17 protein-coding genes and 1 tRNA gene are annotated in these 18,041 nt (G+C 61.7%); 7 read left to right on the forward strand and 11 right to left on the reverse strand.

Annotated features, from left to right (window positions below; genetic code table 11):
* Positions 1-28 precede the first annotated feature (28 nt).
* Positions 29-1,501 carry a trigger factor gene (gene tig / locus AC0L14_RS04030; RefSeq protein WP_473638158.1) on the reverse strand — a complete coding sequence of 491 codons (1,473 nt, stop codon included), beginning with the start codon at positions 1,499-1,501 and terminating at the stop codon, positions 29-31.
* A 543-nt stretch (positions 1,502-2,044) separates the two neighbouring features.
* The gene (locus AC0L14_RS04035; protein WP_473748724.1) at positions 2,045-2,746 is read right to left on the reverse strand and encodes a hypothetical protein; all 702 of its coding nucleotides are present in this window, start codon (positions 2,744-2,746) and stop codon (positions 2,045-2,047) included.
* Positions 2,747-3,268: 522 nt separating this feature from the next.
* Between AC0L14_RS04035 and AC0L14_RS04040 the strand changes: the two genes are divergently transcribed.
* Positions 3,269-3,351: transfer RNA gene (locus tag AC0L14_RS04040), tRNA-Leu, on the forward strand.
* A 70-nt stretch (positions 3,352-3,421) separates the two neighbouring features.
* Here the strand turns inward: AC0L14_RS04040 and AC0L14_RS04045 are convergent.
* The 3 genes from AC0L14_RS04045 to AC0L14_RS04055 are packed head-to-tail and all read right to left on the reverse strand — an operon-like array spanning position 3,422 to position 6,624.
* The gene (locus AC0L14_RS04045) at positions 3,422-4,870 is read right to left on the reverse strand and encodes an aromatic amino acid lyase (protein ID WP_473638135.1); all 1,449 of its coding nucleotides are present in this window, start codon (positions 4,868-4,870) and stop codon (positions 3,422-3,424) included.
* A 60-nt stretch (positions 4,871-4,930) separates the two neighbouring features.
* Positions 4,931-5,512 carry a GDYXXLXY domain-containing protein gene (locus AC0L14_RS04050; RefSeq protein ID WP_473489577.1) on the reverse strand — a complete coding sequence of 194 codons (582 nt, stop codon included), beginning with the start codon at positions 5,510-5,512 and terminating at the stop codon, positions 4,931-4,933.
* Complete coding sequence (locus AC0L14_RS04055) at positions 5,509-6,624, reverse strand: DUF2157 domain-containing protein (protein ID WP_473748725.1); 1,116 nt, start codon at positions 6,622-6,624, stop codon at positions 5,509-5,511. The genes AC0L14_RS04050 and AC0L14_RS04055 overlap by 4 nt, the downstream gene beginning before the upstream one ends.
* A 237-nt stretch (positions 6,625-6,861) precedes the next feature.
* On the opposite strand from AC0L14_RS04055, the gene AC0L14_RS04060 reads away from it, so the two are divergent.
* Positions 6,862-7,002 (forward strand): DUF1127 domain-containing protein, encoded by a 141-nt coding sequence (locus AC0L14_RS04060; protein ID WP_091596947.1) that lies wholly within the window; start codon positions 6,862-6,864, stop codon positions 7,000-7,002.
* Positions 7,003-7,056: 54 nt separating this feature from the next.
* Positions 7,057-7,197, forward strand: coding sequence for a DUF1127 domain-containing protein (locus AC0L14_RS04065; protein ID WP_023802557.1), 141 nt, complete (start codon positions 7,057-7,059; stop codon positions 7,195-7,197).
* Positions 7,198-7,570: 373 nt separating this feature from the next.
* On the opposite strand, the gene AC0L14_RS04070 is transcribed toward AC0L14_RS04065, so the two are convergent.
* On the reverse strand, positions 7,571-8,179 hold the full coding sequence (locus tag AC0L14_RS04070) for a hypothetical protein (protein WP_473489575.1): 609 nt from the start codon (positions 8,177-8,179) through the stop codon (positions 7,571-7,573).
* Positions 8,180-8,272: 93 nt separating this feature from the next.
* Between AC0L14_RS04070 and trmFO the strand changes: the two genes are divergently transcribed.
* The 3 genes from trmFO (at position 8,273) to AC0L14_RS04085 (ending at position 10,369) form a co-directional block, all read left to right on the forward strand.
* Complete coding sequence (gene trmFO, locus AC0L14_RS04075; RefSeq protein ID WP_473527559.1) at positions 8,273-9,685, forward strand: methylenetetrahydrofolate--tRNA-(uracil(54)-C(5))-methyltransferase (FADH(2)-oxidizing) TrmFO; 1,413 nt, start codon at positions 8,273-8,275, stop codon at positions 9,683-9,685.
* Between the two features lie 77 nt (positions 9,686-9,762).
* Positions 9,763-10,053, forward strand: coding sequence for a type II toxin-antitoxin system ParD family antitoxin (locus AC0L14_RS04080; RefSeq protein ID WP_473489573.1), 291 nt, complete (start codon positions 9,763-9,765; stop codon positions 10,051-10,053).
* Complete coding sequence (locus AC0L14_RS04085; RefSeq protein WP_473489572.1) at positions 10,037-10,369, forward strand: type II toxin-antitoxin system RelE/ParE family toxin; 333 nt, start codon at positions 10,037-10,039, stop codon at positions 10,367-10,369. The genes AC0L14_RS04080 and AC0L14_RS04085 overlap by 17 nt, the downstream gene beginning before the upstream one ends.
* Positions 10,370-10,421: 52 nt before the next feature.
* Here the strand turns inward: AC0L14_RS04085 and AC0L14_RS04090 are convergent, their stop codons facing one another.
* The 4 genes from AC0L14_RS04090 to yajC form a co-directional block, all read right to left on the reverse strand.
* Positions 10,422-11,249 (reverse strand): phytoene/squalene synthase family protein, encoded by an 828-nt coding sequence (locus tag AC0L14_RS04090; RefSeq protein ID WP_473748864.1) that lies wholly within the window; start codon positions 11,247-11,249, stop codon positions 10,422-10,424.
* A gap of 25 nt (positions 11,250-11,274) precedes the next feature.
* Positions 11,275-11,664 carry an Mth938-like domain-containing protein gene (locus AC0L14_RS04095; protein WP_126106226.1) on the reverse strand — a complete coding sequence of 130 codons (390 nt, stop codon included), beginning with the start codon at positions 11,662-11,664 and terminating at the stop codon, positions 11,275-11,277.
* Between the two features lie 104 nt (positions 11,665-11,768).
* Positions 11,769-14,321 (reverse strand): protein translocase subunit SecDF, encoded by a 2,553-nt coding sequence (secDF, locus tag AC0L14_RS04100; RefSeq protein ID WP_473748726.1) that lies wholly within the window; start codon positions 14,319-14,321, stop codon positions 11,769-11,771.
* Between the two features lie 325 nt (positions 14,322-14,646).
* Positions 14,647-14,985 (reverse strand): preprotein translocase subunit YajC, encoded by a 339-nt coding sequence (gene yajC, locus AC0L14_RS04105; protein WP_123150653.1) that lies wholly within the window; start codon positions 14,983-14,985, stop codon positions 14,647-14,649.
* 292 nt (positions 14,986-15,277) lie between these two features.
* Between yajC and AC0L14_RS04110 the strand changes: the two genes are divergently transcribed.
* Complete coding sequence (locus AC0L14_RS04110) at positions 15,278-16,153, forward strand: ATP-binding protein (RefSeq protein WP_473748727.1); 876 nt, start codon at positions 15,278-15,280, stop codon at positions 16,151-16,153.
* A gap of 121 nt (positions 16,154-16,274) precedes the next feature.
* On the opposite strand, the gene AC0L14_RS04115 is transcribed toward AC0L14_RS04110, so the two are convergent.
* On the reverse strand, positions 16,275-17,768 hold the full coding sequence (locus AC0L14_RS04115; RefSeq protein WP_473748728.1) for a peptidoglycan DD-metalloendopeptidase family protein: 1,494 nt from the start codon (positions 17,766-17,768) through the stop codon (positions 16,275-16,277).
* Between the last annotated feature and the right edge of the window lie 273 nt (positions 17,769-18,041).

Here is an 18,041-nt window from a genome sequence, read left to right on the forward strand (position 1 = left end):
GGCCTTTCGCAATTCGCAGAATGCCGTGTTATTCGGCGTCCTTGGCGGCTTTCTTCTTCGGCGCGGCCTTCTTCTTGGGCTCTTCCGCATCGTCGGCCTTCTTGGTGTCGGCCTTCTTCGCGGCAGCTTTCTTCGCCGGCTTCGCCTTGGCCGTCTCGCTGTCCTCGTCGTCGGCCATCAGCTCTTCCTTGCTTACCTTGACGTCGGTGACCGAAATCTGGCTGAGCAGATGGTCGACCACCTTCTCCTCGAACAGCGGCGCGCGCAGCGTGTTCAGCGCTTCGGGATTGCTGCGGTAGAATTCGAAGGCTTCCTGCTGCTGGGCGGCCGGATAGCGGCGCACCTGCTCGAACAGGCCACGCTGCAATTCCTCGTCCGACACGGTGACGCCGGCCTTCTCGCCGATTTCGGCGAGAACCAGGCCGAGACGCACGCGGCGCTCGGCAAGCCGCATATATTCGGCGCGCGCCTCTTCTTCCGTCGTCTCCTCGTCGGCGAAGGTGCGGCCGGCGGCTTCCAGATCGCGGTTGACCTGGTTCCAGATGTTGTTGAACTCGGCCTCGACGAGCTTCGACGGCGCCTCGAACGAGTAGGCGGCGTCGAGCTGGTCGAGCAGCTGGCGCTTGATCTTCTGGCGCGTCATCGAACCGAACTGGTTCTCGATCTGGCCGCGCACCACTTCACGCAGGCGCTCCAGCGATTCCAGGCCGAGATTCTTGGCCGTTTCGTCGTTGATTTCCAACGCACCGGGCTTGGACACTTCCTTGACGGTGACGTCGAAGGTCGCTTCCTTGCCGGCCAGATGCGCCGCCTGGTAGTTTTCCGGGAACGTGACCGTGACCTGCGTCTCGTCACCGGCCTTGCTGCCGATGAGCTGATCCTCGAAGCCGGGAATGAATTCCTTGGAGCCGAGCACCAGCGGCTGGTCCGTGCCGGCGCCTCCGCTGAAGGCTTCGCCATCGATCTTGCCGACATAGTCGATCGTCACGCGGTCGCCTTCGGCGGCCTTGCCGGTCTTCGGTTCGTAGGTGCGCGCCGATTCGGCGACACGCTGGACCTGCTCGTCGATTTCCGAATCCGGCACGTCGAACACCTGACGTGTCACCTTGATGTCGGAGAAATCCTTGATCTCGATCGGCGGGATGATCTCGTAGTTCAGCCGGAACTCGAAGTCGGCGCCGCCGGCCAGGATCTTCTCGGCCTCCTTCTCGTCCTCGGTCATGATTACTTCGGGCTGCATGGCAGCCTTTTCGCCGCGCCCCGTAATGATCGAACGGGTCGAATCGTTGAGGATCTCGTTGACCACTTCGGCCATGAACGACTTGCCATAGACCTTGCGCAGGTGCTGCACCGGCACCTTGCCGGGACGGAAGCCGTTGATGCGGACCTTGCTCCTGGCATCGGAAAGCCGCGCCATCAGCTTGGCTTCCATGTCACCGGCCGGCACGGTGATCTTGATCTCGCGCTTGAGACCGGAGTTGAGCGTTTCGGTGACCTGCATCATAGAACCTTTGTTTCCACCAATGAGGCAGCCAAACGGCTCCTGCCGTTTACAGCCTGCCGGTATGATCTTGCCGGGAATGGCTTTTGGTGCGGGACTTGGCAATTTGTCCGCCCAACGCGGCTCAAATCCTCCAGAAATACGCTCCAAAATGTGAATAAGTCTTTGTTTTTCCTACTTCTTATCACATTCTGCAGAAGCGGATCGTCGCATCCCGTCACATTCGACACGCCTTTTGTCACAGGCGCGGCTAATTTTCAACCATCTTCGCGTCTACCGCGCCGCGCGTCCTTCTTGGACGCGCAAGGACGCTTGTAGCACCTTGATTTTGGCGCATGATCCCGAAACACGATTTTTCGATTTTCGGGATCATGCGCCGGCGAACGGCCGCTATTTTGACCGCGACATTGACAGAATAATGGCTCAGCGCAGCGATCCTGATGCAGAGAAGCCCGCCACGTTGCGGGTGGCGGGCCGGCCGCGAAGCCAGGAGAGTATTGTCAAAGCCTCCACGGCCGATGCGACGCTCTCGTTTGCGAGTGCTCAGCGACGCGCGATCAGCATGCAAAGCTGCCGCAGGTCACGGTCATAGGTGCCTTCGCTGCTGAGCACGTCGACACAGCGTTTCTTCATGCGCATCAGTTGGCTGCTGGACATCTGCGCGACCACGCTCGGCATGCCGGGAGTCCCCGGTGTTCCAAGAGTGCCAAGTGTCCCGGCAAGCGTTCCGCCGCCGACGCCGACACCGACACCGCTCGTGCGAGCGACATTGGCACCCAGGCCCGCTGTAGGGCCGCCGGTGCCGCCTAAATTTGCGCCTGCGCCAGCCGTAATGCCGCCGGTGCCGCCCACGTTTGCGCCTGCACCGGCAGTGCCACCGACATTGGCACCCAGGCCAGCCGTGACGCCCCTACTGCCGCCAATCGATGCACCGGCGCCTGCATTTACCCCGCTCCTGCCGCCGATCGAGGCGCCGGCACCAGCGGTAAAGCGCTTGCTGCCGCCAATCGATGCACCGGCGCCGGCGTTCACCCCGCTCCTGCCGCCGACCGAGGTGCCGGCTCCCGCATTGATGCCGCCACTGCCGCCGACCGAGGCGCCGAGACCGGCGTTTACGCCGCCTCGGCCGCCGACCGATGCGCCGGCGCCGACGCTAATGCCGCCTGCGCTGGAGGGAAAAGATAGAGATAAAACAAGTGCACCACCGGCCAAAGCTGTGGCGAAACTCTTAACGAAATTTGCCATGACACTCTCCTTTGGTAGTTACCCCACAGCAGCAGTTTCAGCGCCTGCTACTTTAGCGATAACGAACTCAGGGAGTTGTTGAATTGCTAACACGAAACAATGTTTGCGATCGTAACTTACGGGTAGCAAAATATTCTGAATCAATTTGAAAGAATTTGGGAATACATCCTCGGCCAGGAAGACCTGACCGCGAACGAGTTCGTTCGCGCCACCTCGCCTATTTTGGACGGAAGGTCCGCGCCGTGGCCGCCGACGGCACTATCTGGTGCTCGTCATGGCAGATAGCTTTGCAAGGAAACCGAATGTCCCGTCACGACTTTGTGCTCCAGCGCTAGACCTATATGACCGCCAGTTTGAGCGCGATGCCGATGCATGGCGCGCGTGGGCCCACGGTCTACGGGCTGGGACTTGCCCAAGCGAACGGCATAGACGGCAACGCGAGGCCCAAAAAACCTCGAAAATCTAAGTCTTGAACTTGTGACATGGCTTGTGACATAGACATGTCACGGTGACACGAAGCCAGCGGGTATGGCGGAATTGGTAGACGCACCAGATTTAGGTTCTGGCGTGAGAACGTGGGGGTTCGAGTCCCTCTACCCGCACCACTGCTCCCCCTCGAACAGTGGATTAAGCAGTGTCGGAAGGCGAGTCCCTTCATCCGCACCAATTTGGTGCCTACTCCTCAAAGACCTGGCGCGTGAACCATCCGGTCAAAGTCGCAAGTTCAGGCCCCAGCACACGATCGTCACCGACCGGCGGCACGATGCTTCTGATATCCGCGGCGAACGACTGAAGCGCCAGAGGCGCCACGCGCTCGGTGACATGCAGTGCCTGCGAGGCGATCACCGCCAGCATCGCCATCGCGGCATCGAGGCAGCGGCCGGCGCGTGCTTCCTTCGTCCATGCGAGGAACACCGTCGTGGCGACGTCGTCCTGGCCGGCGCCGGCCGATTCCGTTCCCGGGATGAAGGTTCGCTGGGCCGCGAGTTTCGCCTGCTCCAGATAACCCGTGATCGCCATCGGCACATAGCCGACATTGCCGTGGCCGTCGCTGTCGCTCCAGTCCCGCCCCGTCAAAAGCAGATCGGGCAGGAGCGAGACCTTGCCGTTCAAAAGCTTCGAGGCGTGGCGGTCGCACAACAGGCAGATATCGGCCCATATCGCCGCCAGATCATCCAGGGCGGGTGTTGCCATGGCATTGTGATAGCCGCCCGTGCTGATGCAGCGCCCGAGCGGATGCACGTCGTCAGGCGGGATGTAGACCGGGTTGTCCGAGACCGAGGCGAGCGACACGGTCGCCGCGCCTTCCGCCGATGCCAGCGCGCGATGCGCGTGCCCCAGGATGCGAGGAACGATGCGATAGCTGACCGGCGCCTGATAATTGCGGCGCCCGGTGCCGGCGCCGGCAAGAAACTCCCTCAATCCGCACAGCGCCGCTGCTTCGTGTTCATCGCCCCAAAGCGCGTCGAGCGCCGGGTCGTAATGTTCGAGCGGCGCGCGAAACGCTTCGATCGAAAGCGCAAAGACTTTTTCGGCAAGGCGAATGCGGCGGCGAGCCGCCAAGGCAGCGTCGGCCACAAGTGCGGCAGCGCAGGGCGAGCCATTGATCAATGATCCCCTTTCCTTGACTTCCAGGTCGAAGCGCGTCGAAAGTTCTGCAAAGAGCGGATAGAGGGCGAGGATTTCACCGGCACCGCCCTGGCCGGAGGATGGCACCAGGGGCATAGGTCCGCTATCCAGCATCGAAGCGACGGCGAGCGCCATGCGTGGTGTGGTCGCAGCATTTCCTTCGAGGAAATTCGCCAGGCGGGCGAGCACGATCGCCCTCACCACGCGATCTGGCAAAGGCTCGCCGAACGATGTGGCGGCTGCGAACGCCTTGATGCGCGCGTGGCGATCCCGCTCGCCAAGTTCGAGCCGCCTGCTCGCCAGTTCTCCCATGGCGGTGGTCACGCCATAGATGACCGGTACAGGGTCGGTCTCGATGAGACGCAGGAACGACGCGCGACACTCTGCGATGCGCTGCAAGGCGTTGCCGCTGATTTGCACCGTGTCTTTCTTCCAGGCGACGCGGAAAACCGAGTCGAGATTTATGTCTTCTCGTGTCGTCAGGATAATTGTCATGTTTGATGCTGTCCGAGCCGGCCACGCTTTCCAATTCTAATCCGGCCCGGCTTTCCAATTCTAATAAAGCGGTTCCTCGAACAGCGTCTTGTCGCCGTCCATCAGCGCCTTGATCTGCGCGGCGCCATCGGCTGCGATTGCGACGCGGACGCCGAACGGCCGCACCCGCATGTCGTTCTGGATCGCCATCCCCTCGCCTTCCGGCAGATAGAAACGTTCAATGCCGTAATCCGGCGCGATCGTCGTGGCTGCACTGAGATCCCACCCCTCAGCCACATGCCCGACGATATCGGCTTCGTCGGATGCTGCCGGCGCAGGCGCTTGCCCGAACCAGGCCGCGGTCGCCTCCCAATAGCCGTCGGCGCCCTGCTTCAGCCTGACGACGATCGGCGTGTCGTCGCTCGTGAGCTTACCGGCCGGAATGTTGGCGATCAGCTTCACCGGTATGCGCGAAATCTCATAGCCAAGGCGAATAAAGTCGCCGCGCAGGAGATCGCGCGGATCGATCGGTTCGACCCTCAGCAGCACTTGCCTGCCGTCGCGCAGGATCGCCGCCCGGCCGGCGATGATCCAGCTCAGGAAGCCGATCTGGACGAGCGCCAGCACCACCGCCGAAACGATCAGTCTTTTACCGGTCATCATGCCGCCGCTCCTTCCACGCTCGAGGCCCTCATGCGCTTTTCCACGCGGAGGATGACAAGGGCAAGCAGGCCAAGAAGCACAGCGGCTGCAAGGAAGAAGCCTGCTGTGTCGAGCATCGACTGCAACATCACCACATAGATGATGGCGAGTTCGAGGGCGAAGCCGGCATAGGCAACCCAGCGCAAGCCCCTGCTCTCGCGGCCTCCCAGCACAATCGCCGCGACAATGCCGGCAAGCGCAACGGCCGAGGCAATGCCGAAGCCGCCGTTGTTGCTCTCACCGGCTAGTTCGAACTGGATCATCGCCAGGCCGGTGAGAAATCCGATCAGCGCGTGTAAGGGCAGACGGCCGCCAAGCTGCAATATCCGGTCGACGGGCCCGGCAGCGAAGATCGCAGCCGCGAAAAGCAGCGTCGACACGACAATGAGCGGGACGGCGACCTGCAGCGTTTCGTATTCCGTAAACAACAGCACGAGATAGAAAATGACCGACAGGATGATCAGGTGCCGAGCCGCCTGGCTGCGGGTCCAGAACGAAATGGCGAACAACACGCTCGCCATGACGACGAAGAGATGCGGAAATTCCGCGCGCCCGAAATAGTCAAACCCCCTCAGGAACAGCCATGCGTCGGCAATGCCGACAGAAGCGACGGTCAGTGGGTTCGAGCGCAGCGCAACCGCCGCTAAGGCCGTGCCAGCGCCCCAGGTGATCAAGGCCGATGTTTCGTCGCCGGATAAATGATACATCTGGCCGATCAGCGCGATCGATCCGCCGAATGCCGCCGCGGCGGCGATCCAGAGTGCCTCGCCGATAGCAGCATGGTCGAGTGTCTTCAGCACCGCGCCGCCGACATAGCCGGCGAGGATGATGGCGAAGAGCGCTGCCACCCGCGCCAGCCGCGGGATGGCTTCCCAATTGGCGGCGACGAAGATAAGGACGGCCGCACCAAAAAGCAGCGCAGCCATCATCGCCAGGATCGAGCCGAAGCTCAGTGATTTGCGCTCATTGGCCTCGACGTCGCGCGTCAACGCGTCGGCCGTCGAGGCGTCGATCAGGCCAGCCTGCAGCCATCGTGCGATATCGGTCCTGACGCGTGACGAATAGCTCGCCATGCCTTTCTCCCCCAGCTTGCTCTTTTTTTCAGCCGATCCGGCCAAACCGTTGACGCTACGGCATTTTCCGATTCGGGCCTATCTATGTCGAAGACGTGATTTGGCGGCGATGGTGCATTGCACAATTTGCATTGCTGCCATGCACCAATAGCGCTTTTAAATCGATGTGACCCCACCTATCTTCAGGGCGTACACAAAGACGGAATGATCCGGAAGAAAGACGAAACGAGAAATACCATGAACCTGATCCGCAACTACCGCAACTGGCGCCGCTACCGGGACACCGTTTCCGAGCTGAGCCGCCTGAGCACCCGCGAACTGACCGACCTCGGCATCAGCCGCAGCGACATCCACTACGTCGCCCGCAAGGCGGTCTAATCCTCTTCGGACCGCAAATGGTCCGAACCAGTTTGACTTGAAAAGAGAACGACAATGAACCTGATCCGCAACTATCGTAACTGGCGCGTTTATCGCTCGACGGTTACCGAGCTGGGTCGCCTTTCGAACCGCCAGCTGCATGATCTCGGCATCGTCCGCGAAGAGATCAAGAGCATCGCTCGCAAGGCGATCTAGTCAAGGAATTTCGCCAGGGTCGACCTCCTCCCCGACCCTGACGAATACGGTCAGCCTTCACCTCCTCCCGAGGGTTGACCACAAAAACGGCGCCCGCCGTACCTCCTCCCGCGGCGGGCGCTGTTTCCCCGGAACGAAATTTCGTCCCAGGGGCGAAAGGAATTTCGTCCCAAAAGGGTTTCGCCCCCTTTCATCAGGCGAACGGAATTTCGTCAAAGCCGACCTCCTCCCCGGCGATGACGAATACGGTCGATCTTCACCTCCTCCCGAGGATCGACCAGCAAAACGACACCCGCCGGACCTCCTCCCCCGGCGGGTGTTGTTTTTTTCAGGGTCGAGGCACTCTGGGAGCCGTTTTGGCGGCATGTCCCTGTCAGTCCAGCGCACCGCTTTCCAGAACGCCCCGTTTCTTCCACTGGCTCAACGGAAAAATGTCCGGTGCGCCGCCCATCGGCGCATACCAGGAATCCACCACCCATTCGGTGCCGCCGCGGTCGCTGATCACCGCCGTCCAATGGGGATAGCGTCCGTCGACAAACAGGCCTCGCGAAGCTTTGTCCTCGACCTTGTGAAACCTGAGCAGTTTTCGCTCGGCAAGATAGACCAGCAGCGCATGCGTATTGGTCGATTCGTCGACACAATCCATCTGGCCCCTGATGCGCGATGCACCGAATTCCGATTGCGGCAGATCGCGAATGCCGGTGGCCCGGAAAATGCGCTGCTCGAAATAGCGGACAGCCTTCGAAATAGCGGAACGCTCGGCCTGGGGCGAACCCGCACCCGCACGCAGGATAGCGCGGAAACGCGCGCCGTCACCGGGGCCAAGCGCCAGCATCGTGCGATAGTTGCAACTGTAGCCGTGGCATATGGGGATCCGCCTGGAAGCCGTCGCGGCCAGTTCGCCGGCGGCGGCTGTTTCGCCCACAGCGATCAAGACTGTCAGAAATGCCGCTCTGGCAAAGACCCCGAGACTCCCGTCCATTCTCCGACAGTAGACGATTGCAGCACTTGGCGGCAACAGCGCCGCTAACCGGGGCAATTGCAATCGCAGCTACAAGCGACTATTTCGGCGCTCATGAGCAAGAATCCCATTCACGTCATCGGCGGCGGTCTCGCCGGCTCCGAAGCCGCTTGGCAGGCCGCCGAGGCCGGCGTTCCCGTTGTCCTGCATGAAATGCGTCCCGTCCGCGGCACCGATGCGCACAAGACGAATGGGCTGGCCGAGCTGGTCTGTTCCAATTCCTTCCGCTCCGACGATGCGCAGACCAACGCCGTCGGCCTGCTGCACGCCGAAATGCGGCTGGCCGGTTCGCTGATCATGAGCGCCGGCGACGCGCACCAGGTGCCGGCCGGCGGTGCGCTGGCCGTCGACCGCGACGGATTTTCCGAAGCGGTGACCAAAAAGCTCGAAGCGCATCCGCTCATCACCATCCGGCGCGAGGAAGTACCCGGCCTGCCGCCGGCGGACTGGGACCAGGCGATCATCGCCACGGGCCCGCTGACCTCACCTGGGCTCGCGCAATCGATCGCGGAAGTGACCGGCGCCGACGCGCTCGCCTTCTTCGATGCTATCGCGCCGATCGTCCATTTCGACACAATCGACATGAACATCTGCTGGTTCCAGTCACGCTACGACAAGGTCGGGCCCGGCGGCACCGGCAAGGACTACATCAACTGCCCGATGGATAAGGAGCAATATCTCGCCTTCGTAGGGGCGCTTGTGGCGGGCCAAAAGACCGAATTCAAGCAATGGGAAGGCACGCCCTATTTCGACGGCTGCCTGCCGATCGAGATCATGGCCGAGCGCGGCGTCGAGACGCTGCGCCATGGGCCGATGAAGCCGATGGGGCTTACCAATGCGCACAATCCATCGGTGAAGGCCTATGCCGTCGTGCAACTTCGACAGGACAATGCGCTGGGCACGCTCTACAACATGGTCGGCTTTCAGACCAAGCTGAAGCACGCCGAGCAGGTGCGCGTCTTCCGCACCATCCCGGGCCTCGAAAGCGCCGAATTCGCCCGCCTCGGCGGCCTGCACCGCAACACCTATATCAATTCGCCGACGCTGCTTGACCAATCGCTGCAGCTGAAGTCGCGGCCCGGCCTGCGCTTCGCCGGTCAGATCACCGGCTGCGAAGGCTATGTCGAAAGTGCCGCCATCGGCCTGCTTGCCGGGCGCTTTGCCGCCGCCGAGCGGTTGGGCCACGCGCCGGCGCTGCCGCCGATGACCACAGCTTTTGGGGCGCTGCTCAACCATATTACCGGCGGTCACATCGTTTCCGACGACGAGCCGGGAAAGCGCTCCTTCCAGCCGATGAACATCAATTTCGGCCTGTTTCCCCCTGTGGAAGCGCCGAAAGCCGAGGGAAAGCGCCTGCGCGGCAAGGACAAGACCGTCGCCAAGCGGCGTGCGGTGACGTCACGCGCACTGGCCGACTGCCGCGAATGGCTGGGACTTGCATCATTGGCGACGGAAGCGGCGGAATAGTCCGCCTGTCTGTTCTTGTCGATCGGGCGACAGGAGAGTAGGATATTATCCTACTCTCCATCATAGGGAGCAATTCCATGGAGCCCGCCGAGAAACTGTCCGTCACGGTGACGCCCGCAATGGCGCGCATGATCCGCAAAAAAGTCGAGGACGGCTCCTTCGGATCGGCAAGCGAGGTCATCCGCGCAGCACTTCGCGCCTTCCAGCGCGAGGAGGAAGAGCATGCCGAGCGCATGGCCTCGATCAGGGCGCGCGTGAAGGCATCTATCGAGGACACGAGACCGAACCTTTCTGGGGAGGAGGTTCGCGACCGTCTTAAGGGATTTTTCGCGCAGTATTCGAGCCGCGCCGATGATTCGGCGGCTTGAGGTCGAGTATCGCGAAAGCGCCAGCGGTGATCTGGCAGCAATTTTCAGACATATCGTCGAGGCTAGCGGAAGTGCTGACATCGCACTGAAATTCGTTCTGCGTATCGAAGACCGCTGCCAAAACATCGGCAATGCCCCTCGCGGTGGCCGCCCGCGCGACGACATCGTGCCAGGCTTGCGAACAGTTCCGTTCGAGCATTCTGCCGTCATCGCTTACATGGTCGATGACGATCTCGTACGCATCGTCAACATCTTCTATGGCGGGCGCGACTACGAGACACTGATGCGCGATAGCGGGCCTAGCGAACCATCATAATGAAAGCGATTCTATGATCGCCGCCGCTTCATGGTTCCAGTTCGGCGCCAGATCAGCCGGTTGAAGCAGGCCAGCCTCGAGTCGCCCGGCGCAACAGCAGCCAATGGCGGCGCCAGGGCGAGAGCCGCGCCACGCCGTTCAGAGGCGAATGACTTTCCATCTTGGCGAGATAGGCGCGCGACAAGGCCAGCGGCAAAAATGCCGGTCGCAGCGAAACCGGCAACGCCGATGCGCCGCTTTCGAAAGCTGCAAGATGTTCTTGCGCCAGTGCGATCATCGCGGCGACAGCGCGTTCTGCGCCCGGCCCGCCATCGCCTGCAACGAACTCCTCGGGCGACGACCCTGCCGCGGCCAGAATGTCGGCCGGGACAAAGCACTGCCCGCGCTTGCGGTGCAATGGCAGCAGTAGCAAAAGGCCGGTCATCGCTTGTGCGCAACCTGCCCTGCCCGCAAGTTCGGCAAACCGCGGTGCTGCGACCGGATCGAGTACCATCGCTGCAAGCTGGATGAGCGCCGCTGCGGTCTCGCCGCAATAGCCTTCCAGATCGGTGCGCGACGGCATAGGGTCGTCATAGAGATCGAAAACGCGGGCTTCGAGCATGTGCTCGAAGGCGGGTATCGGCAGGTGGTGGGCGGAAATCGTAGCCTTTAGCGCGTCCGCGACAGGATGGCCAACCCCGTCCCCACTGTCCTCGGTTGCGATGACATCGCGCCACCATTGCAGCCGCACCTCGCCGGGTAGCGCCTCGCGGATACGGTCGCGAATGCCTGATATCTCGGCATTGAAGGCATAGAGCGAAAAAAGTGCGTCACGCTTGTCCTCAGGCGCATAGAGCGCGCAAACATAGCGGTCATGGTCGGCGGCTCGCACCGTTTCCATGACGATTTTGGCGTTTTCGGTCACGTCACTCGACGGCGATCAGTGCGGCGGCCACCGCACGGTTTTCCGCCAGAAGAACATTGTAGGTCCGCACGGCAGCACCAGTCGACATCGGATCGGCCGCAATGCCCGCCGCCTTCAGCGCAGCACGCAGCGCCGCCGGCAACGGCCTGAGATCCTTGCCGGCGCCGACCAGCAGGATCTCGACCTTGTCAGCCTCGTTGAGCAGCTTGGCGAAATCCGCCGCCGTCAGTGCCAGGGGATCAGCCGGCTCCCAGCCATAGATGCCCGACGGCAGGCACAGGAGCGAGCCGCGATGAGACATGTCGGCGAAACGAAACCCGCCATTGCCGTAGGCCTCGATCGGCGCACGGCCAGGGAAATGCGCTTCGCGGATGACGATGCCTTTTGCCACTAGTGGTCCGATTCTAACATTCGCATCCCATTCCAACAGCGTCGTTTGCGAATGTTAGAACGATAGGGACCACCAGCAAATAGATGTTTCTGCCGCGGCAATCGTCAGGTTGCCAAGGCTTTGCCGCCGCCCACCGGCTTCTCCTCATCGGCCGTCGCGGCCTGCGGCCGCAGCTTGAACAGGATGAGCAGCGGGGCGGCGATAAAGATCGACGAATACGTTCCGAAGACGACGCCGAACAGCATCGCCAGCGTGAACGAGCGGATCACCTCGCCGCCGAACAGCACCAGCGCCAGCAGCGCTAGCATCGTCGTCACCGAGGTCAGCGTCGTTCGCGACAGCGTCTCGTTGATGGCGTTGTTCAACAATTGCGGCAGCGGCATTCTCTTGTATTTTCGTAAGTCTTCGCGAACACGGTCATAGACGACGATCGTGTCATTGAGCGAATAGCCGATGATGGTGAGTATCGCCGCGAGCGACGACTGGTTGAATTCGAGACCGGTGATGACGAAGAAGCCGATCGTCATGACCACATCGTGGACCGTGGCGATGATGGCGCCGACCGCGAACTGCCATTCGAAGCGGAACCAGACATAGATCAGGATTCCGAGTAGTGCGATGAGCATGGCGATGGTGCCTTGCTTGGCGAGTTCGCCGGAAACCGTTGGCCCCACCACCTCGACGCGGCGGAAGTCGTAGTTGTCCTGCAACTCGCCGCGCACTTTGTCGATGACGGTCTGTTCGGCGTTCTCGCCGCCCTCCTGCGTGCCGACGCGAATCAAGACGTCGTTCGGGTCGCCGAACTGCTGCACCTGCACTTCGCCGATGTTGAGTTCCGAAAGCCTGCCGCGGATGTCGGCAATATCGGCGGTGCCATCTTTGGCCTGGACCTCGATCAGCGAACCGCCCTTGAAGTCGATGCCGTAATTGATGTCGACTGTCATGAACAGCACGACCGACAGGATCGACAGCATGCTGGACAGCGCGAATGTCCAGCGGCGGATGCCCATGAACGGAATTCTCGTGCCCGCCGGGACGAAGGTCACCGGCGCGCGCGGCAATTCCTTCGGGCGGGCGCGGCGGAGCCAGATCGACACCAGCAGCCGGGTGAAGGTGAAGGCGGTGAAGACGGTGGTCAGAATGCCTATGGCGAAGGTTACGGCAAAGCCCTTTATTGGTCCGGTCCCGAGCCAGAACAGCACCACGGTCGCGATCAGCGAGGTGACGTTCGAATCGACGATGGTGGCCAGCGCTTTCGAAAAGCCCGTGTCGATCGCCTGGATTACCGAGCGACCGTTTCGCCGCTCCTCGCGGATGCGCTCGTAGATGAGAACGTTTGAATCGACCGCCATGCCGATGGTCAACACGATACCGGCGATGCCGGGCAATGTCAGTGTCGCGCCAAGCAACGACAACAACGCGATGATCATCGCCACATGCACCGCCAACGCGATATTGGCAATGAAGCCGAGAAAGCCATAGGCCACGAACATGAACACGACGACGAGGATGGAGCCGATCACGCCGGCGACTTTGCCGGCGTGAATGGAATCCTCGCCGAGCCCAGGGCCTACTGTGCGCTCTTCGATCACCGTCAGCGTCGCCGGCAGCGCGCCGGCACGCAACAACACGGCGAGGTCGTTGGCGCTCTCGGCGGTGAAATTGCCCGAGATCTGGCCGCTGCCGCCAAGGATCGGTTCGCGGATCTGCGGTGCCGAAATCACCTGATTGTCGAGGATAATGGCAAACAGCTTGCCGACATTCTGCGAGGTGGCCTGGCCGAAACGCGCCGCTCCCTTGGAATCGAAGGTGAACGAAACCACCGGCTCATTGGTCTGGGAATTGTACGTCGCCTGCGCATCGACGAGATTTTCGCCCGAAACGATGACGCGGTTCTCGATCAGATATGGAACCGGCGGATCGTCCTGCGAATACAGAACCGAGGATCCCGCCGGCGGGCGACCGTTGAGCGCGTCCTGCACCGGCATCGACTGGTCGACCATCTGGAAGGTCAGCTTGGCGGTCTGGCCAAGAATTTCCTTCAGCCTTTGCGGATCCTGCAGGCCCGGCACCTGGACCAGAATGCGGTCGTCGCCTTGGCGTTGCACGATCGGCTCGGTGGTGCCGAGTTCGTTGACGCGGCGCTCGACGACCTCGAGCGACTGCGCCAGCGCCGTCGACGTGCGGTATTTGATGCCGGCATCGGTAACGGTGAATTTGAGCAGGCCGGGCTCGGAATCATCCAGCGACATCTCCTGGACGGAGCCGCCGCTGAACAGGCCGGCGGCCACCGGGTCGGTCAGTGTCTTCAGCGCCGTCTTGGCGGCATCGACCTGACCGGGATCGGTGATGCGGACCTGCACGGTCCGGCCTGATCCGGCAAGGCCGGTGTAACCGATCTTGGCGTCGCGCAGCAGTGTCCTGATTTGGTCGCGCGTCGTCTCCAGCCGATCCTTGGTCAGATCGTTCGGATCCATCCTGAGCAGGATATGCGAGCCGCCCTGCAGATCGAGGCCGAGCGTCATCTGGCGCTTCGGCACCCAGTCGGGAAGCTTGGCCAGCGTGCTGGCTGAGAAAAGATTGGGCGCAGCGAAGATCACTGTGGCGGCCACGGCCAGCCAGATCAGGATCATCTTGAAGCGCGAGAAATAGAGCATATGGCGTCGTCCGTCAGGGCATTCTGGCGGATCGTTCCGCCTGGAATTGGGTTATTTCTTGGCGTTCTGGTTCGCCACCGGCTCGCCTCGGTCAGCATATGGGTGATTGTCGAGCACGAGGCAGTTCACTTTGGTGCTGCCATCGGGCTTTCTTCCACTATTGTCAATCTTGCCGGCAAGAGACCAGCGCGCAATGGCATCACGAGATGTTGGCGCCCTGGACCGGGTGGCCAGCCAGATCAGTGTCGTCTTAAAGTGCGAAAATACAGCAAATGGCGTCGTCCGTCAGGGGCGTATCCGCGGACCGCTCCCCCAGAAATTTCGGCTATTTCTTGGCGTTCTGGTTCGCCACTGGCTCGCCCTTGACGCGCACATCGGCAATCGTCGAGCGCAGCGCCGTTACCTTGGTGCCACCGCCGAGATCGATCTCGAGCTCGTTGTCGTCGATCACCTTGGTCACCTTGCCGACGAAACCGCCGCCGGTGATGACCGTGTCGCCGCGGCGAACCGCCGCCAGCATCTCGCCGCGCTTCTTCAACTGCGTACGCTGCGGCCGGAGGATCAGAAAATACATGATCACGAAAATCAGGACAAACGGCAAAATGCTGATGAACATATCCGGGGAGGTGCCGACGCCTTGGGCATATGCCGGTGTCACGAACATCGAGGTACTCCTGAATTTTGAAAAACAGCCGCCAAACCGTCCTGGGGAAATTTGGCGGCCCCGTGAAATTTGGCCGGAATATAGTCGGTAAAGTTGCCAATGCAACTGCGGCCAGGCATTTCGGCTGCTTTTCGGGCTGGTTGAGCCGTGTTAGAGCATGATCCCGAAAAATGGAGCGCGGTTTCGGAAAAGATCATGCTCTAACAAAAGGTTGGAGCCGGTTCCGAAACCGCCGGAATCAAATAGGTTCCGTTGTCACGCCTTCCTGAATGCAGAAACAAAAAGACAAGAAATGACCGACAGCACCATCGAAGCCCTGAACAAGAAGCTCGACCGCCTGATCGAGGCGGTCGCCCGCCTCGCTCCGCCGCCGGTGCCGGAAACCGATCTCGGCGGGGCCGATTGCTTCGTCTGGCAGGCTGATCCCGGCTATCTGGAGCCGCTGCTCAAGGTCAACCGGGTCGACATCGGCCTGATCCGCGGCGTCGATCGCGTCCGCGACATACTGGTCGACAACACCGAGCGCTTCGCCGCCGGTTACGCAGCCAACAACGTGCTGTTGTGGGGCGCGCGCGGCATGGGCAAGTCCTCGCTGGTCAAGGCCGTGCATGCCGCCATCAACGCGTCGGCAAAGCTGGACCTGCCGCTCAAGCTCATCGAGATCCACCGCGAGGACATCGACACGCTGCCGAAGCTGATGAATTTGCTGAAGGCGGCACCTTACCGTTTCATCCTGTTTTGCGACGATCTCTCCTTCGACCACGACGACACCTCCTACAAGTCGCTGAAGGCGGCGCTCGAAGGCGGCGTCGAGGGCCGCCCGGAAAATGTCATCTTCTATGCCACGTCGAACCGGCGGCATCTGTTGCCGCGCGACATGATCGACAATGAGCGCTCGACCGCCATCAACCCGTCAGAGGCGGTCGAGGAAAAAGTCTCGCTGTCCGACCGCTTCGGCCTCTGGCTCGGCTTCCACAAATGCTCGCAGGACGAGTATCTCGACATGATCGACGGTTATATCAGCCATCACGGCCTTGCCATCGATCCCGAGACGCTGCGCGCCGAGGCGCTGGAATGGGCGACGACGCGCGGCAGCCGTTCGGGCCGCGTCGCCTGGCAGTTCACCCAGGATCTGGCAGGCCGGCTCGGCAAATCTCTCAAAGATTAGGACAAAGACCGAAAAAGCCCGCCCCTTGCGGAGCGGGCTGAGCCGGCGGGCCGGACTGGAGGTCAGGCGGCGCGCAATTGCTTTTCTTGTTCTATTCGAGATAGGAAGGATCGACTTTCTTTTATTCAAGATAGGTCGAAGGATCGACCGGCGCCGAATTCTTGCGCACTTCGAAATGCAGTTTCGGTGAGTCGGTGGTGCCGCTCATGCCGGACTGCGCGATTTCCTGGCCGCGCTTGACCTTCTGGCCGCGCTGCACTTCTATCGAACGGGCGTGGCCATAGACCGTGACCAACCCGTTCTCGTGGCGCACCAGCACCGTATTGCCGAATTCCTTGAGGCCATCGCCGGCATAGATGACGACACCGTTCTCGGCCGCCTTGACTGGCGTTCCTTCCGGCACGGCGATGTCGACGCCGTCCTTGCCGCCGCCGAAGCTGGAGATCACGCGGCCGCGCACCGGCCAGCGCATCTTGCCGATACCGGTGGCGTTTGGCGCCACCGCGTCGTCGTCCTCGGCCTGCTGGATGACCTTCGCATCCTTCCTCGGCGGCGTGTAGGCGGCGAGCGTCTCCGACGGCGTGGTCTTTGCCGCAGGCGGGGTGGTGGCGGTCGTAACCGGATCGACCTTTGCCGGCTTGGCACTGGCAACCGTCGCGGTTCCGCCGGCCGGTACCTTCAGGGTCTGGCCGATCTTGAGCAGACCATCCTGCATGCCGTTCGCCTGCTTCAACGCAACCACGCCGACACCGGTCTTCCTGGCGATGGCCGACAGAGTATCGCCTTGCTGGACCGTGTAGGTGCCACCGGCACCAGTCGTCTCGGGTGCGGCATCCTTCGGCTGGCTTGCCGCGGCCGATGCATCCACCTGCGCGGCGGACTTGCCCTCCTTGAGCTTCGGCTGCTGCGGCAGCACGGCCACCATCTCCGGCATCTTGGCCGGCAAATCGCGCTTAGTGTCGTTCGCAGGCTTGGCGTCGGCAAGCTTCGGCGCCGGTTTCTTGCCTGAATAGGCATAGGCGGGGATGACGAGCTTCTGGCCGGTCTTCAGCCCGTTGGTCGCGCTCAGCCCATTGACCTTCATGAGGGCGTCTGTGGGCACGCCGTAGCGCCGCGACAGGCCGGAGATGGTCTCGCCATCCCTAACGATGATCTCGGTGGCACGCGGTTCGCCGCCTGCCGTCGCCATGCGCGGATCATCAGGTTGTGCGTTCTTGAACGGCTTTGCCGCTGTCCCGGTCGCAGTACGGTCAACCTGTGAGGCGGCGGGCACAGAAGCGGTGCGAGCCGGACTGGCGGCGGGCGCCGGCTGCGACTGGCTGACCGGCGGCAATTGCTGCGTCGTAACCGGCTCGAGGCTTGAGCGGCTGACCGACTGGGTATGGCTGCCGTCGGGCGGCGCGGCCGACACCGGCGCATCACCCGGATAAGGCTGGGCGGCGTCCTGCTTGTCGATGATACTGCGCTGGTTGTTGGTCGAGGAGGTGAAGACGTCATCGACGCTGTTGAACCGCGAGACCTGGGAACTGCATCCCGCCGCGGTGCCCGCAACCATAAGGACAGCGAAACCACGCGCCAGATTGCGTCCGTTTGCCTTCAAAATACTGAATTGCATCGCTTTTACCCGCAGATACCCGGTACAGACTGACCGTGATTAAAGCGCGTTAATGTTACCGGTCGGTTAAACCTTTAGAATCAGACGCAAATTTTCTTAAAATATTTAAGGCTGCCTGTTTGGGGTATGTCGAGATTCAGGTCAGGCCGCGCCGGAGTCGAAGAATTGGCCGAAGGCCTCAGCTTCGTCATCCTAGGGCGGAGCAGGAGCGAAGCTCCGTCGCGGAGACCCTAGGATCCATTCCGTTACCTTAGCCGAAGAATGCAGGGGAAC

It is taken from the genome of Mesorhizobium sp. WSM4841, assembly GCF_055811515.1.